Annotated in this window: 12 protein-coding genes; 3 read left to right on the plus strand and 9 right to left on the minus strand. The window is 47.2% G+C overall.

All coding sequences use genetic code 11. The features are described 5' to 3' along the window. Positions 1-5 precede the first annotated feature (5 nt). Together HHL16_RS23390 and HHL16_RS23395 are read left to right on the plus strand one after the other, a co-directional pair. Positions 6-1,610, plus strand: coding sequence for a solute:sodium symporter family transporter (locus HHL16_RS23390; RefSeq protein WP_169427753.1), 1,605 nt, complete (start codon positions 6-8; stop codon positions 1,608-1,610). 86 nt (positions 1,611-1,696) lie between these two features. After that, positions 1,697-2,197 (plus strand): hypothetical protein, encoded by a 501-nt coding sequence (locus HHL16_RS23395; RefSeq protein ID WP_169427754.1) that lies wholly within the window; start codon positions 1,697-1,699, stop codon positions 2,195-2,197. A gap of 24 nt (positions 2,198-2,221) precedes the next feature. Here HHL16_RS23395 and HHL16_RS23400 read toward each other — a convergent pair whose 3' ends face one another. The 5 genes from HHL16_RS23400 to HHL16_RS23420 all read right to left on the minus strand — a co-directional run bounded on the left by HHL16_RS23400 (position 2,222) and on the right by HHL16_RS23420 (position 8,435). Then, a complete protein-coding gene (locus HHL16_RS23400; protein ID WP_169427755.1) occupies positions 2,222-3,718 on the minus strand; it encodes a BCCT family transporter in 1,497 nt (498 codons plus the stop codon). Positions 3,719-3,926: 208 nt separating this feature from the next. After that, positions 3,927-4,583 (minus strand): hypothetical protein, encoded by a 657-nt coding sequence (locus HHL16_RS23405; protein ID WP_169427756.1) that lies wholly within the window; start codon positions 4,581-4,583, stop codon positions 3,927-3,929. Positions 4,584-4,808: 225 nt separating this feature from the next. Further along, a complete protein-coding gene (locus HHL16_RS23410) occupies positions 4,809-6,608 on the minus strand; it encodes a UvrD-helicase domain-containing protein (RefSeq protein WP_169427757.1) in 1,800 nt (599 codons plus the stop codon). Positions 6,609-6,674: 66 nt separating this feature from the next. Then, positions 6,675-7,394, minus strand: coding sequence for a LytTR family DNA-binding domain-containing protein (locus HHL16_RS23415; RefSeq protein WP_169427758.1), 720 nt, complete (start codon positions 7,392-7,394; stop codon positions 6,675-6,677). Beyond that, a complete protein-coding gene (locus HHL16_RS23420) occupies positions 7,395-8,435 on the minus strand; it encodes a histidine kinase (RefSeq protein ID WP_169427759.1) in 1,041 nt (346 codons plus the stop codon). 232 nt (positions 8,436-8,667) lie between these two features. Between HHL16_RS23420 and HHL16_RS23425 the strand changes: the two genes are divergently transcribed. Continuing rightward, complete coding sequence (locus tag HHL16_RS23425; RefSeq protein ID WP_169427760.1) at positions 8,668-11,118, plus strand: TonB-dependent receptor; 2,451 nt, start codon at positions 8,668-8,670, stop codon at positions 11,116-11,118. Positions 11,119-11,241: 123 nt separating this feature from the next. Here the strand turns inward: HHL16_RS23425 and HHL16_RS23430 are convergent, their stop codons facing one another. The 4 genes from HHL16_RS23430 to HHL16_RS23445 all read right to left on the minus strand — a co-directional run bounded on the left by HHL16_RS23430 (position 11,242) and on the right by HHL16_RS23445 (position 17,308). Continuing rightward, positions 11,242-12,534, minus strand: a complete 1,293-nt coding sequence (locus tag HHL16_RS23430; protein ID WP_169427761.1) for an MFS transporter — start codon at positions 12,532-12,534, stop codon at positions 11,242-11,244. 90 nt (positions 12,535-12,624) lie between these two features. Next, positions 12,625-14,934 (minus strand): Gldg family protein, encoded by a 2,310-nt coding sequence (locus HHL16_RS23435; RefSeq protein WP_169427762.1) that lies wholly within the window; start codon positions 14,932-14,934, stop codon positions 12,625-12,627. 21 nt (positions 14,935-14,955) lie between these two features. After that, the gene (locus HHL16_RS23440; RefSeq protein WP_169427763.1) at positions 14,956-15,873 is read right to left on the minus strand and encodes an ABC transporter ATP-binding protein; all 918 of its coding nucleotides are present in this window, start codon (positions 15,871-15,873) and stop codon (positions 14,956-14,958) included. Between the two features lie 55 nt (positions 15,874-15,928). Beyond that, positions 15,929-17,308 (minus strand): RagB/SusD family nutrient uptake outer membrane protein, encoded by a 1,380-nt coding sequence (locus HHL16_RS23445; protein WP_169427764.1) that lies wholly within the window; start codon positions 17,306-17,308, stop codon positions 15,929-15,931. Between the last annotated feature and the right edge of the window lie 5 nt (positions 17,309-17,313).

The raw sequence follows: 17,313 nt of genomic DNA on the forward strand, positions 1-17,313 counted from the left end.
AGCGAATGGATAGGCTTGCCCTGCTGACATTCATTGTAATTACGGTTGCAGTTGCCTTCTTCTCGTGGTTCATGACCCGGAAGGAGAAACTGAATACTTTGTCCGGTTTCTTCTTCGCCAACAGAAAGCTGGGCTTTGTATCTGTAGGCTGCGGGCTGCTCTTCGCCAATATTAATACGGCCTCCTTCATCGGCGAGAACGAACTTAGTTTCACCAACAACATGAGCGTAATGGCCTGGGGAGTGAGCTCGGTTGTGGCGATGTTGCTGGTATCGGAATACATCATCCCCGTATATCTGAAAACAGGCATCGCCACCACCCCCGATTTTCTCGAAGCGCGATACGACAAGTCGGTGAAAACCGTGGTGTCGCTGATGTTCCTCCTCAACTACATCATCAGCCTGTTACCGTCTGTGCTCTATGGCAGTGCCATAGCTTTTGATGGACTGTTCGGGATTTCCGAACATTTTAAAGCCGATAGCTGGATCACGCTCTGGGTGCTGGTCTGGATCATGGGGGGACTCGGTGCTTTGTACGCCCTGCTCGGAGGACTGAAAGCCATCACCGTGTCTGAAACCCTGCTTGGCTTCGCCATGTTCACCGGCGGATTGCTGCTGCCATATTTCGCATTGAAATATCTTGGGAGTGGAGATTGGCATCAGGGTTTGCAAACCGTTCTTACCACCAAAACCGAACACCTCAACAGCATCGGAGGAGCAAAGGATTCCATACCATTCAGCACCATCTTCACAGGAATGCTGCTGGTGAATTTGTACTACTGGGGAACTGAACAATACATAGTGCAACAAGCGCTGGGTTCGAAAGATCTGGCCAGTTCTCAAAAAGGAATTGCACTCGCTGCATTCGGGAAACTCTTGCTGCCACTGCTTTTGAATGTACCGGGAGTAATTGCAGTGCATATCTACACCTCCATGGAAAACCCTGCAATGGTGTTCTCCAAACTCACCGGCGATGTGTCTCCGCCCGTTTACAGCGGTTACTGGGGAGCATTGCTTTTTGGTGCAGCGCTCACCACCTTCAATGCAGGACTGAACAGTTCAAGCACCCTCTTCGTATTCAATATTTACAAACCATTAGCGATAAAAAACAACTGGCAGAATACGGAAGCGGCCTGCGTGCGTGTCGCAAAAAGATTTGAAGTGCTGGTTTGTTTGCTGGCAATGTTCATCGCACCTTTCATCATGTTCGCGCGCGGAGGTTTCTATACTTATCTGCAGAAGATCGGAGGTTTTTTCAGTGTGCCTGTTTTTACGATCCTGCTGATCGGAATGGTCACCAAAAGAGTGCCGCCGCTGGCTGCCAAGTTCGGATTGGCATTCTTCATTGTATGTTATGGTGTCACGCAATTGTTCTTCGAAACAGGGTTACATTTTCTGCATATACTGGCGATACTCTTTCTCATTACCTGTAGCCTGATGCTGCTGATCGGGCGTTGGAAACCAATGGCTGTTCCATACCAACTGAAACTGAATAACCACGTAAATATCGATCCGTGGAAGAACCGGAAGATCTATGCAGCATTGCTGCTGCTGATCACTATACTTATCTATCTGGTGTTTTCTCCCTGGGGGCTGGTACGGAAAAATTAATGGTTTCCCGTGATAAACTGCTCTGTGGCGTCGACTGGCTTGTGCTCAGCAAAATTGTTGCTATCTTGACGCCGAAATTCACCTTTATGAAAAGAATCATTTTCCTGTTAGTTGTGCTCATGGGTAGTTCTACACTGTTTTCACAGGAACTGCCGAAGTGGGAGGATATTGTGCTGGTACAACCATCACACTACAATGCAGAAGCTGAATCTGCTGCACTCGCAGCGGCCAATTATATTCTGGGTACCTTGCCTGAGAACGGCAATACAACAAGAGTTCGCGCCTCTGCCTACCTGCTCAGATGGATCAGTGGCACACCGGATTATGCATTCGATATTCAGCCCGAAGCTGCAAAACTCACTTACAAGAATACCTGGGTGCTTCCTGTGTATCTCGCAGCAATGGCCCGATACAGCATGGAGCATAAGAAAGAATCGAAAGACCTGAAGAAAGTACAGGAAAATGCACTGAAAGGAGTAGCCAGCTACATGCGTGGATTCAAAAAAGCCCTGAAACTGAATTCCACTCACAAGAAATTCATCGAAGCAGATGAGAAAGGTGAACTGGAAGCTTTCATGCAGCAATAATATTCTTTGTATCGAAGACCTGCCTCAACCGGGCAGGTTTTCGTTCAATCCTTTCCATAGACTATAACACATAATTATCAGCAGGATGCCGAAGGGTAATCCTGTTATTATCGTTGCTGTCTGCAATGCCTGCAGGCCTCCTCCCCACAACAATACCATAGCAATGGCTCCCTGTATCACGGCCCAGTATATGCGCTGACTGGCAGGCGTATGATGTTCACCTCCTGATGTGATACTGTCCACCACCAATGATCCCGAATCGGAACTGGTTACAAAGAAGAACGCAATCAGCAGAATGCTCACTACAGACAATACGATGCTGAAAGGGAAGTTATCCAGAAATGCAAACAAACTCACAGCCACATTGCTTTCTGCGGCATCGGCCACGGCTGTATTGCCCTGCAGCAACTGCCGAAGGGCCGTGCTTCCGAAAACAGTGAACCACAAAAACGTGAGCAGTGCAGGAACCAGCAGCACACCAGTGATGAATTCACCAATTGTACGGCCGCGCGAAATCTTTGCAATGAAAATACCCACGAACGGAGACCATGCTATCCACCAGCTCCAGTAGAAGATGGTCCAGCTGTTTTGCCAGCCGGTATCGCCGAAGCTGTCGCTCCAGGTGCTGAGGCTGATGAAATCGTTGAGGTAACCTCCGATATTCTGAAAGAAAGATTTGATGATGAAAGCAGTTGGTCCGAATACAAAAATGAACAGCATCAATGCCAGTGCAACAATCACATTCCATTTGCTGAGGATCTTCACGCCTTTGTCGAGCCCGCTTGCAACGGAGAGAATGGCAACGAAAGATACCACCACAATTATGATGGATTGCATAGCCGAACTGTCTGCCATGCCGGTTACTTCGTGAATGCCTGCGCTCATTTGCCGTGCTCCGAAACCCAGTGTGGTGGCCAATCCGAAGAGAGTAGCCAATGCAGCGAGAATATCGATGCTATGTCCGAGCCATCCGTTCAGTTTGTTTTTCCAGATAGGGTAGAAAAGCCAGCGGAAAGTGATGGGTAGATTTTTGTTGAAGCTGAAATAAGCCAGGCCCAGTGCCACCATCGCGTAGATGGCCCATGCATGTACGCCCCAATGCAGAAATGTAAAACTCATGGCCTGCCTCGCAAGCGCTGCGTCTGATTCTTTAGGAAGAGGAGGATGCCTGAAATGTAGCAGCGGTTCTGCAATGCCATAAAAAAGCAACCCGATTCCCATACCGGCGCTGAAGAGCATCGAGAACCAGGCGCCCTTGCTGAATCTTGGTTTTGCATCGGGGCCACCCAGCCTGATATGCCGGAACCTGCTCTGCACAAGGAATATGGCGAAAACCACCAGCAGGTCTACTGCAATGATGAGTATCCATCCGAGGCGGGAAGTGATATAGATTTGAACTTTGCCGAGTGCGGTTTCAACGGAGTTGTTGAAAAGTCTGCATATCACCAGCGCGATGATCACGATGGCGGAGACAGTAAAGAATACCGGCTTGTTGATGATCCATCCTTTGGTTGCCTTCACAAACGAGTGGTTTGGTGATGAAGTATGAGCTTAGAATGAAGGGGAGGAAGGAATCAGAGCGGGCGTAACTGGCTCTAAGTGTTACATTACACGTGATGCGTATTAAAGATATGGAAATTATCGTAAAGGAGGATGGCGGAAAAGTAAGCTGCCCCGGACCTTTCAGTTTGGGGCAGCTTGCAAAACATGCTTAATTATGTAGGTGATATTACTTTTTCGGTTTCTCCTGCTGGCTATTTACTTTTTTAGACCAGCTTTCGAAAATAGCCTTGATACTGTCTGGAAGTATTACTGGTTCGTACTCCAATGTCGTCGCCATAATATGCTTCAGGTCGTACATCGGAAGGTGCATTTTATAGACAAATGCATTATTAAGCCGATCTGATAATGCATGGCTGAGCTGTAAAGGAAAATTGATAACTGCCGGATCAGCCCAAACCTGCGCTAAGCTTGAGTATTTTACCTGAAAACTATCCCTGGTGTGATTAGTTCTAACAAGTTTTAGTGGGCGGTTATTAATAATTGTGTCCACTATGCGTAGTATAGAATCTGATGCATTAGTAAAAAGATCCGATGCAGGGTTTCGGACGAAACTCGTTTGTTCATCGAACGGTTTGATACTTGTTACCTCTGAAGATGCTGAAAATGACTTGAAAGTGGCAGATTTTTGTGTATCGAAATCTAAGAAGATACATTCGGGTGTATCAGAGTTTATGTATTTCCCCGAATCAAAATGATCCATTTCCAGAATATCGATCACCTGATGGTTGTTCACATACATCCGTCTGCTCTTACTTGATGCCAGATCATTTTTGTTTTCTATTGGATTGATAGGTTCGCCTTTTTCGTTGATGTCCTGATACATTTTGAATGAAAATGTTACATATCCTTCTGCTCTATTCTGCGAGGGCAGGCTATTCAGTTTTTTGTGCGAACTGCATTGGACGAATACAAGAATCAATACAGAGAACAGAAGAATTGTCCTTAATTTCAGAGAAGTCATAGGGTAAAGCAGCTGATTGTTTTTGATCAGATCATTTCAAATATAAGTTGTTTGGCTTGAAGTTCGGATCGTAAAGCCCGGTAACTCTTACTCCAGCAAACTCAATCGCTTCAACCTCGCTATTATCGCACCCTTCGTGCGTTTGAACAATTCCGCTATCTCTGCTACTGAACTACCACCTTCATACCAGTTGATCAGATCTGCATCTTCTTCAGCACTCCAAGGTTTGTAAGCAGCCTTCGCCTGATCACGTTTCTGATTATTGAGGTAAGTGGTCTTATCCACCGATGTGCGAATGGCTTTCTTCACTGGCGCGGGTGTTGCAGGCTTCACAGGCTTCGCTGCTTCTTCCTTCACATCTGTAAGTATGATCCTCGGCGAAACCGGAAACTGTTCCGGCACCAACGGTTCAGGTATATGCAGCGTATTCTTCGCACGTGTAAGCGCCACGTACAACAGGTTGATTTCTTCGTTGAGCTTGCCTTTATCCAGCGGCTGTTTTGCGAATGCAGCTTCGCCCTTGGCGCGTTTGATCTTCGACTCCGATATGAAATCATTCACCAGATGAACAGTATCGTACTCCATTCCTTTGGCACGATGCACAGTTGAGAAGATCATATCTGCTTTATCACGATGTTCGTCGGTTAATTGCAGTTGTTTCAGTTTGCGGAGCAGGTCGTAGATCTCATCGCCATATTCTTTTACGATCTCCACCATCATGGCCAGTTGCGGATCTTCTGTTTTTTCGATGTACTCTTCCAGCTCTTCCATGCTGCGCATGCCGCTGATGAGTTTATCGCGGATATGATCCGGTTTATTGTTCTGCAGGTTCAGTACATCGTAGAGCGATGCACCTTCATCAGCATAAGTGTAAGAGTTGAAGTTTCCCTCGAAGTAGATGCCGCTGATCTTTCTGTTATTGGTGATAAATTCTATGGCATTGAGCAACAGACCAAGATTGGTACGCGCAATGGTGGCTTTCAGCTTCGATTTCAGTCCTGATCCCTTTCCTGTAATGCCGACAGACTGATGATCCTGCAAATGATTCTTCCATTCGAGAATCTCTGTAGCGAGACTCGCGATCTCCTGCGGAAACCGGAAGCTATTGGAGAGTTGAAGCGTTTCGAAGCCTGTTTTTTCGAGTGAGTTCACGGCATGTCTCCATCCGTAGATCTGCTGATGGGTATCGCCTACTATCAGTTTGATGGCTCTTTGTTTGAGTATCACATCGAGCATGGCAGCAGACGCATCCTGCGCCTCATCGAAAAGAATATAGTGAAAAGGAAGCTGTGGCGCGGCAAGCTGAAATTTCTTCAGATAGAAATCGTGCGTGATCTCTATCTGAGCCTTGTCCATTTTTGCCAGCATTTGTCTGGCGCCGTGTTCGATACTGGTATAATGATTCTTTACAAATGTTTTGGCTGTTTCATCCGTAACAGTATCGAGATAATTCAGTTCCTGCACTTTCTTTTTATCGCTGTTGCAGAAATAACTGATGAAGCGGATGATATGCGTGGCAATCACGTATTCGTTGTGCTTTTCACCCTGACCGGTGAGGCCAAGCATATCAACGATCTCATGTGTTTTGTATTCTTTCTGCCGCACTTTATAGGCCGATCTGCGAACGATATGATCAAAAGCAAGCGAGTGCGCAGTTTCCACGCGAACGTTGGACAGTCCACGTTCTTCGAATTTGCGCATAGCTTCTATTTTCACTGATCGGTTGAAAGCAAGGTAAAGTATCGACGGCTTGCCGGGTCTGGAAGCAGCATATTCGATGATGGTGGTGGTTTTGCCGGACCCTGCCACTGCATTGATGGCAATATTGCCTGAGGAACTGATCACTGCCAGCTGTTCTTCCGTTAATGTCTTTTTTCCTTTACTCATATCCTTGCTTGTCGGCCGGCAAATGTCGGATAGTTTTCAGGGATTGACAACAATCCTCCCCAGATCTTACAAACCAAGTTCTTTCAGAAAAGCGTCTTTGTAATTGCTTCCTACAGGAATCTCTATCAGTTGCAGAAAAACGCGGTTGCCTTCGAGATGGGAGATGGCAGTTTTGTTGATGATGAAAGACCGGTGCACTCTCACGAATAACCGTTTCGGCAGTTGCTGCTCGAATTGTGAGAAAGTGATGCCGGGCATGTAAGTTGTTTGCCTGGTTACAATTTTGGTGTAATTGCCATTGGCTTCCGCATACAAAATATCGGCACAGGGAATTCGGTAAATCTTATTGTCCGATCTGATGAACAACGCTTCTTCAGTGCCCGTATCAGCCACGGCTGCTGCCGGTGTTGCGGTTTGCAGCTCACGTTGCAATGCAGCGATCGCCTTATCTACAGCAATGATAAAACGATCCAGTCCGAAGGGCTTCAGCAGATAATCGCAGGCTGCGAGATCGAATGCAGAATGCGCAAATTCCTTGTAAGCCGTTGTGAAAATCACCTGCGGCGGATGGGAAAGCGTTTTCAGAAAAGAGATGCCATCGAGCACCGGCATATTGATATCGAGAAAAAGTATATCCACTGAATATTGCTGCAACGCGGCCTTGGCTTCGAGTGCATTGGTGCAGCTGGCCACCACCTGCAATTGAGGAAGATGTTTGCAGTAACCCTGCACTATTTCACGGGCAATGGGTTCATCATCTGCTATCACGCAATTGTACAATGCCATCTATTTTGTTTTTAACTGCAGCAATACGGAATAATGTTCCGGTTCGTTCTGAATATTCAGTTCATACTGGTAAGGGTAGAGCAGGGCCAGCCTTCTTCTCACGTTCTCCAGTCCGAACCCACCAATACTTTGCAGCATTGCGCTCTGCGAAGACTCCTGGTTGTTTGAATTCTTCACAAAGAAAAGCACCTGGTCGCCCCAGACCGCGATCTTCAATTCTATCTGAATGGAATCTTCCGTGGTGTTCTTGGCATGTTTGAATGCATTCTCTATGAACACGATCAGCAGCAACGGTGCAATTTTCACTGAACTGTCCACCGGATCTTCGATACTCACTGTCAGTTTCAGTTTCTCTCCGATTCTGAGTTGTTCAAATTCCAGGTAGTTGCGGATATATTCGAGCTCGCTTTGCAGCGGTACAAACCGCTCGCGCGCATCGTACACCGAGTAACGAAGCAGATCGGAAAGTTTCAGCAGCAGTGGCGGTACTTTCTCATGTCTGGTGAGGCTGGTGCCGTAAATATTGTTGAGTGTATTGAACAGAAAATGAGGGCTGAGCTGACTTTGCAGCAGCTGCAATTCGCTCTGGCTCTGGGCTGCGTCGGTTCTTGCATCCGTTATCTGCGTTTTGATGCTTGCCCTGATCAGTTTGATGGCGATGCCGGTTGAGATGCTAAGCGTCAGCAAGGGTATGCCCATGAAAAGCTGCACGATGAATGGTTCAGAGGCTCTGGGAGTAAGGGCCGCAGCCATCAGTACAAAGAATATGGAAATGAAAATGATCACGGCCAGCCAGATAAAAGCTTTTCTGCTGATTAACGGCGTTCTTGCCAACCAGATCTGTCCGATCATTCGGCCCAGCCAAACGCTCATCATCACAAAAACAGTAATGAGAAATGCGTACAGCAGGTGGCTGTGCTCGGTAACGGAACGGGTGAAAATATTGGCAACCAGAAATACAATGAAACCCGCGCCAATAAAGCCCAGTATCATCAGCAGACTTCTGCTGAGCTCCGATTTTCTTTCTGCTTTTTTACTCATTTGATGCGGTTAATTCATTGCAAAACTGCATTCAGGTACCAAGATAATCAAATCAGGCTGACAGACCAGCGGCAGATGCTGATGAAACTGCCTTGTTTGCTGATGAAACATTTCATCATCCCATAAATGCTTTCCAACATTGTTCCGGGGCATTACAACATCATTATTTCTTCCACCTCCAAAGGCTGGGCATTTTTGTGCTGTACAAGTATCAAACCAAATAAACTTCTACATGAGAGCCCTTTTCTTCATTCTGCTTGCATCGATATTTCCTTTATTAGGTTTAGCCCGTCAGGATGTGGGTTTCAGCATCAGCGGCCGCATACGTGACCTCCAAAACGAACCGGTTGCAGGCGCTACGGTTCGCCTGCTTTCCGCCATCGATTCATCGGTGGTGCAAAGCAAATCTGCAAAGGATAATGGTCAGTTTGAATTTACCGGCATGCCCGCAGGACAATACATTATTGCAGCAACGGCCACAGGCAGGCAGCCCTGGTTCAGCAGCAGCCTTTCGATAGATGCGCAACAACGCCGACTGGTACTGCCCGCCATCGTACTGAAACCAAAGAAAGAAGCCAACCTGAAAGAAGTGGTGGTCACGGCAAAGAAACCAATGATTGAGCAGGATATCGATAAAACCATCGTGAACGTAGAATCCATGGTGGGAGCGGCTTCCGGCAATACGCTCGATGTGCTGGAAAGGAGTCCGGGTGTGATGGTTGATGCCAATGGCGAGATCACGCTCAGCGGCGCATCAGGCGTACTGGTGCTCATCGATGGTAGGCCCACCTACCTGAGTGGCCGCGATCTGGCAGGCTATCTTCGATCCCTTCCCGGAGGTCTGCTCGATAAGATTGAACTCATCACCAATCCTCCTGCCAAATACGACGCCAATGGCGGAGCCATCATCAATATAAAACTGAAGAAAAAAAGAACACAGGGCTATTCCGGAAACCTTAACCTGAGTTACAGCTTCGCCAAAACAAACAGAACCTACGATGCCCTCAGTCTCAACTACCTCAACAGAAAACTGAATTTCTTCGGCAACTTCAGCGTTGGACGTTACGCTGATTACACCGATGAGATCAACAACAGATCCGTTAACAGCAAAGGCAATTCTTCTTCAACGATATTCAAAAATTACGCTACTTCCGGCAATAACGATTATTCCTGGCGTACAGGCGTAGATTACATGACCACCTCCAAAACCACCATGGGACTGATCTTCAACGGAGGAGGCAATACCAGAAAAGATATTTCCGATTACAGCAATGAAATTTTCAGCGCCGGCAAACTGCCCGATTCAACGGGAACAGGACATACGGATAACAGGCGTGCAGGTACGCAGTTAGGCGTCAATGCCAACATACAGCATCGCTTCAACGAACAGGGAAAAGAACTGACTGCCGACATCAACTACATCCAATACAGAAATACCGGTCACCAGAATATGCTCAGCGCCCTCTACAACAATACCGGCGCATTGAAACGCGCCGATGAATTTTATTACGATCTCCCCAACGATATCGATATCTACACCGCCCGTGCAGATTATTCGCTTCCGCTGAAGAACAAAGCCAGTTTCGCCGTTGGAGGAAAAAGCAGTTATGTGAAGAACGATAATCCCTCCGGATATTTCAATGTGGAGGATGGTGTGATGATACCTGATCATGGAAGATCTAATCATTTTATTTACAAGGAAACCATTCATGCTGCCTACGTGAACGGAAGAAAAGACTGGAAGCGATTTGGATTGCAACTCGGATTGCGCATGGAGAATACAGACATCAAAGGCACACAGTTAGGAAATGCAAAAGTGGAAGCAAGTGCATTCTCCAGAAATTACACCAGTCTTTTCCCATCCGTATTCACGTCCTACAAATTAGATAGTGCCGGCAATCACTCACTGGTACTGAGTTATGGAAGAAAGATCAATCGACCGGGGTATCAGCAGTTGAATCCTTTTCTGTTCTTCATCGATCAGTATTCTTATTCGATGGGTAATCCATATCTCGATCCATCGTTCAGCAACAGAATGGAATTGAAATATCGTTACAAACAATTCCTCACTGTTACACTGATGGGCGAGCGGAACACAGATGGATTTTACAATGCCACCAGAGTGGAAGGCAATACGGTGATCACGCGCACAGAGAATCTTTCTTCACGGCAGGTACTGGTTCTGATGACCACACTCAATTTCAATCCGGTGAAATGGTGGTCGGTGAACTATATGATTGCCGGTGGCAGGTTCGATATGAAGGGGCAGGTGGATGAAGAGAAATTCAGACTGGAGTCGTGGTCGATGCAAACCAAATGGCAGAACCAGTTCAGGTTCGGTAACTGGACGGCAGAATTGTTCGGAACTTATACCAGTCCTTATGTGAACTGGCAGAAGAATATCAAGGCGAGATATTGGGTGAATGCAGGTATTCAGAAAAAGATCATGAAAGGAAAGGGTTCGCTGAAACTGAATGTAGATGATATCTTCCGCACCAATCGTTTTGATGAAGAGTTGCAGGGGTTGAAGCAGATCTACAATACAAGGCAGGCTATACAAGATACCAGACGCGTTGGGGTTGCATTCACTTACAGCTTCGGAAAAGAAACATTCTCCCGTAAGCGGAAATACAATGATAATACCGCCGATGAGGTGAAAGAAAGGCTTCAGTCGCAGCAGTAGTATCCTGCGAGCTGATGTTTGATAAAAACAAGGCGCCTGGAAACAGGCGCCTGTATTCATGAGACTACTTAAAAAACTTGAGTAAAGTTATTGGGGAATGTAAAGCCGGACAATCCCTGAAAATCAGGATATTTTTTCGTTATTCAGCAATGAAGTCTTCTTCGTATCCCGCATCAACAAATACACTGCCAGCGACACTCCAATACAAGCTGTGATATACCAGTAGAAATATTCCTCATGTCCGATCTTCTTCAGCCAAAGCGCCATGTACTCTGCGCTTCCTCCGAAGATGGCCACTGTAAGCGCATAGGGAAGCCCCACACCAAGCGCACGCACCTCAGCAGGGAATAGCTCCGCTTTCACCACTGCATTGATACTCGTATATCCGCTTACAATCAGCAACGCGGCCATGACGAGAAAGAATGCCGAATAAATCGAACTCGTCTGACTCAGTGCCTGCAACAACGGAACTGTAAAAAGCACACCAGCCACGCCGAATCCGATCAGCAGCGGCTTGCGCCCGATCTTATCACTCCATCCTCCGAAAATAGGTTGCAGTATGGCGAAGAGCAGCAGTGTAATAAAACTGATCATTGTTGATTCTTCCTTGGAAAGATGCACCGTATTCACCAGGAATTTCTGCATGTAAGTAGTGTAAGTGTAGAACGCTAAGGTTCCGCCCAGCGTGAGCCCTACAACCGTGAGTACTGCTTTCGGATGTTTCATCAACTCACCAATAGACCCTTTCTTTTTTCCACTTTTTTGTTGCTGCTCGAAACTCGGTGTTTCATGGAGGTTGCTTCGCAGATAGAGCGCTACCACAGAAAGTATGGCACCGATAACAAATGGAATTCGCCAGCCCCATTCGTGCAATTGTTTATCTGTGAGCAGGAATTTTTGTAGGATGATCTGAATGCCTAATGCAATCAGTTGTCCGCCAATCAATGTTACATATTGAAAGCTGGAATAGAAGCCCCGCCGCTGTTCTGTGGCCATCTCACTCAGATAAGTAGCAGATACGCCGTATTCTCCGCCAACGCTGAGGCCCTGCAACAGGCGGGCAAGCAGCAGTATCACCGACGCGGCAATGCCGATGCTGTTGTAGGTAGGAGTGAAGGCAATCATCAGCGATCCGAAGCTCATCAGCAGTACGCTGTACGTCATGGATATTTTACGGCCTTTGCGATCGGCGAGCATGCCGAAGAGCCATCCTCCGATGGGGCGCATCAGAAAGCCCAATGCAAATATGCCGGCTGTATTGAGCAGTTGTGCCGTTGGGTTTCCTTCCGGGAAAAATGCTCCGGAGAAATACAGTGAGAATGCGGAATAAGCATACCAGTCGTACCACTCCACGAGGTTGCCGATAGTGCCGCCAATGATGGCTTTCAGTCTGGATACTGCAATCTTTTCTTGCATGGCAGTTGAAACAATTCGGCTCAAGATAGACGAAAAAAGCCGGATGAAGAATCATCCGGCTATAGTGTAATTCATGGTTAACTGACACTGTTACTTCCGTCTTCTGTAGAATAACAGTAAAACTCCTCCGATAAAGATCGCCGCAGGCAGGGCATAGAGATAGAAGATCTTCAGCCAGGTGATGCCTTTGGGATTTAACGTAATAACATTATCCACCGGCTCTTTATTGGGAATAGTAACGGGATATTGCCCATTGCTGAACCAGTGGAAAATACTGTTGTAGAACTGTGTGTTCTTGTTGCCATTTGTCTTGCGGAACGTGCTCAGTTCGAGATTGCTGATGAAATCGGCATCGGAGATCACGGCAATCCTCTGGTGTTTGCCATTCACTTCGCGGGTGAGCGCCCATGCTGTTTGCAGGGGCATTTGCAGGTCGCCTTCGGCTGCATTGAATGCAATACGGAGCGAATCCGTTTCGATCTTCTTTGCTTTCAGCCAGCTTTTGTTTTCGTGCGTAATCAATAAGGGTACGGATGAAAAACCAGCTACGGGTGTGTAGTTGAGCGCAGTTGCTCCCAGCATAACCACTTTGAATGTGGAATCGGTTGACTTGTTCTTGTTCTCTTCACCGAGTATGCCTGCCTCTGCTGTATAGTAACTGTAAACGATATTGGCAGCCATGCCATCGTTTGTCTGTGCAATGGTTCCTTTGGCGAAACTCAATCCCAGCGGGGCTATGATGGGTTGCAGGTATTCCTGAAACTCTCCTTCGCCGGTAACCAGCAGATTGCCTCCGTTGTTGATGTAAGCCTGGATCTTCGCCAGTTCCTCTGCACTGAAACTGCTGCGCGGATCTGCAATTACAAGTGCCTGAATGCCCTGTGGGATCTCCTGTTTTTTAAGATCTACAGACACGGGCTCGAAGCCATTGTTCACCAGCGTATGACGCTGTGATTTTTCGCTGGTGCTGTTGCGATAACCTCTGTCGCTGTTGTCTTTGATGCTGCGGAGATCGTTACCGCTTACGAATGCAATCTTCGATGCGCCTTCTTCCAGTCGCTTGATCGCTGCAACAATGTTCGGCTCGCCCGGATGTTTGAAGAAATCGTTGTACAGCCGAAGGAAAGTCTGGCGGTCGCCACTCTTCATGATGCGTACAAAACGATTGCCTTCGCCGGACAGATCGATCTGTTTACGGATCTCTTTCGGAGGGAGAAAGTCGTCGAGGTTGAGTTTGTAACTCTCAGCAACATTGGCTGCTACGGACTTGAGATCGAGACCGGCATTGATCTTATTGCCGAACAGCGATTTGTTATCGCAGCTGTCGTAATAGTACACGTACTTCATGCTGAGTTCAGGATGAAAGCGCTGGTACTGTTCGAAACGTGCGAGATCGTTGTTGCGTTGTTTTTTAGCGCCTACATTGTAATCTTTATCCAGCAGATTCACATAGGTGGTTATTTCCAGCGGCTCTTTCAGACGTTGAACAACCTCCTGCGAAACAGGAGATAGGGTACGGATCTTCTGTGAGGTAACGTCTGCGTAACCGGTGAAATTTGGTAAGGAGCTGATATATCCGATGCCGATACAAACGGCAATGAGAACAGTGTAACGGGCAGCCTGGAAAGCGAATGACCTGCTTTCTCTTCCTGATAATAATTTGAGCATGGTGAGTCCGAGGAAGAGGGCAATCACCACAATAAAGTACACGAGGTCTTTGCTTCTGATGAGGCCTGCGATCATGCTATCTGCCTTTCCTGATACGGAAAGGAAGTAAGTGATATGGCGAACGAAATCGATGTCCTGCCAGAGACTGCCGATGTAATGCAGGAAAGTCAGTACTGCCAATGTGCTCAATGCAGCCACTACCTGATACGCTGTAAGACTGCTGAGAAACAGGCCGATGGCCGCATACGCAGCCAGCAGCAAAAACAATCCCAGTATGCCGGACATCATCCACGCCATTTCAAAATGTGGAATGAAGAAAGATGCCGTGAACACATATGCCAGTAACAATACGATCAGCAATAAAGCATATGCCATGATGCCCATGTATTTTCCGAAAACGATCTCGGCAACACTGATAGGGCTGCTCTGCAGCAGTTTGATAGATCCGCTGCTGATTTCACGGCTGATCAGTCCCATAGTGATCAGTGGGATGAACAGATAGAGCTGGGATTGAACCGTCAGCAACAAGCCGGGTGTTTGCGCACTCGTGAATATGTAATCGGTGAGATTGAAAGTATTGTAGCCAAGGTTCTTGTAGCTCACATACATTTCCATTTTACCGGTGAATGCAATGCCGAACTGCACGGTGAAGATCACCAGAATAAACCAGGCGATAGGTGAGTAGAATAATGAAGCTAATTCCTGTTTAGCTAACCGTAAAGACACGCGCATAGTTGAAAAAGTTATGATGCCCTAAGAAGACAATTGTTTGAAAATATCATCGAGAGAGCTCTTTTCGAGACTGATCTCTCTCATCCGCCAGCCTGCCTGCACACTCAGTTCGATGATGCGTTCGCAGATGCCTGGTGTGCGTTCTATCTCCAGCCGAACCAGATTCTCTGTCTGTATCACGGCATCGATAACGCCCGGAATCCGCAGCAGTGCTTCTTTTGGTGGCATCTTGCCAAACCATATCTGTACGCCGTTGGGTTCGATGTAATTGTTGAAAGCCTCCATGGTATCTGCAAACACCACTTTCCCTTTTTCGATCATCACGATATCGCGGCAGAGCACCTGCACTTCGCTGAGGATGTGCGTAGAGAAGATCACTGCACGTTCTTCGGCGATCTCTCTTATCAGCTTGCGCACTTCGAGTATCTGCACGGGGTCGAGACCGTTAGTAGGCTCGTCCAGCACCACCAGTTGCGGTTTGTGAATGATGGCCTGCGCAATGCCCACACGCTGGCGGTATCCGCCGGAGAGGTTCTTCAGCAGTCTGTCGCTGAAATGCGCCACACCACATTTTACTTTCACTTCTTCTACAGCCTGCTTCACCTGTGCCTTGGGAATGCGTCGCAGATGTGCGCAATGCGTGAGGTATTCGTGAATGGTCAATTCGAGATGCAGGGGAGGATGCTGCGGAAGAAATCCTATCTGCTTCTTGGCTTCTTTCGGATGCCTGCGCATATCGATACCACAGATGCTCACATTGCCTTCCGTTTGATTGAGTACGCCACAGAGAATATTCATGGTGGTGGATTTGCCGGCGCCATTGGAACCGAGCAATCCGAGAATACCCTTGCGATCGATACTCAGATTGATATTGCGGATTGCCCAGGCAGCAGAATACCTGTGGCTGAGGTTTTCAATTGTTACGATATTATCACTCATAATCTGGGGTGTGACAGATAACCGGGGTGAGACAACTTCTCACCCCGGATTTGTCTTATCTGGGGTTCTGGGTGTAATTGTTTGCTTCGATCTCATTATCCGGCAACGGAAATGTATATCGTGGACTGTTTGGTTCCAGTGTATATTTTGCTCCATTGATCATGCGGGTGAGCGTGCTTGCGAACTGAGGATCTCTGTTCAGGCGTCTGAGATCTTCCCAGCGTGTTCCTCTGGAATACAGTTCCATCCTGCGTTCCCTGATGATCAGTTTGATGGCTTCTGTGGCATTGGATGCAGTGAGTGGTTGAAAGGTATCATCGAACCTCATGCTGCGCAGCAGATTGAGATCGGCCATTGCCTGATCTGTCTGGTTTAGTCTGGCATATGCTTCTGCACGCATCAGCAACACTTCGGTGGTAGTGATGCCAGTGAAGGCGTTGATGCCGCTGGCCGGACTTCCTTTGAAAGTGACGAAGCCTTTTATATCTGTCAGGAAGAAGCCGGTTTTACGGAGATCGCCTGGTTCAAAAAGATCCATCACTTCGGGTGTTACATTAGACTCTACCAATGCAAGCCCTGGCCTGATCGATTGAGCATGAAATAATACTTCAGGATTGCTTTTGCCATAGTCCGAAGGGTACAATGGATTTTTACCCATATCTGGCAGCCTGAATTTGGTAATCGTTCCATTTATCTTCATAGCCATTTCTGCATATTCAAACACTTTTTCATAGTTGTTCATTTGCAGATAGGTTTTTGCAAGTAATGCAGCAGCTGCCGCTTTACCGGGGCGGGTCACAAACTCCTGTTTGTCGGGAAGCAGTCCTATGGCCTCTTTCAGGTCTTTGATGATGAAGTCGTAAACCTGTGCAACATTCCCTCTCGGCAGTTTTACCGTAATATCATAATCATCTTTAAGTGGTACTCCCGGATCAGAGGAAGCGGTAGCTGCGTTGTATGGCTGACAGAACTGCTGAGCCAGATAGTAGAAAGAATAAGCTCTGAAGAACAATGCGGATCCCCTGGTGTTGTCCAGTGCAAGTTTTTCAGCTGCATTGGCGGGGTTCAGTTTACTTACTTCGAGTGCGAGATTCGCAATCATGATACGGTGATACGCCTGGTTCCAGTCCATCCCTTCCTTTCTTTCATAAATTTCTTTCTCCCAGATATGGGCATTCGTCTGATAGGGAAGAGCGCCTTTGTAGGTATTGAAAGTTTTATCGGAAGCATTGAATTCATCAGCTGAGCTGAGGGCGAGATGGTTCATTGCATTGCCACTGTTCATTACAGAGGTGTTGTCGAGCAGTGACTGATAATCCTGAATAGTTTTAGGAATCACCAGTTTCTCATCCCTTTTCTTTTCGAGGAAGTTTTTTCCGCAACTGCCCATCAGCAGGGCGGCTCCTAATAATATGCTGTATGATTTGATTGTCATGTTAG

Source organism: Pseudoflavitalea sp. G-6-1-2 (assembly GCF_012927185.1).
Lineage (GTDB): Bacteria > Bacteroidota > Bacteroidia > Chitinophagales > Chitinophagaceae > Pseudobacter.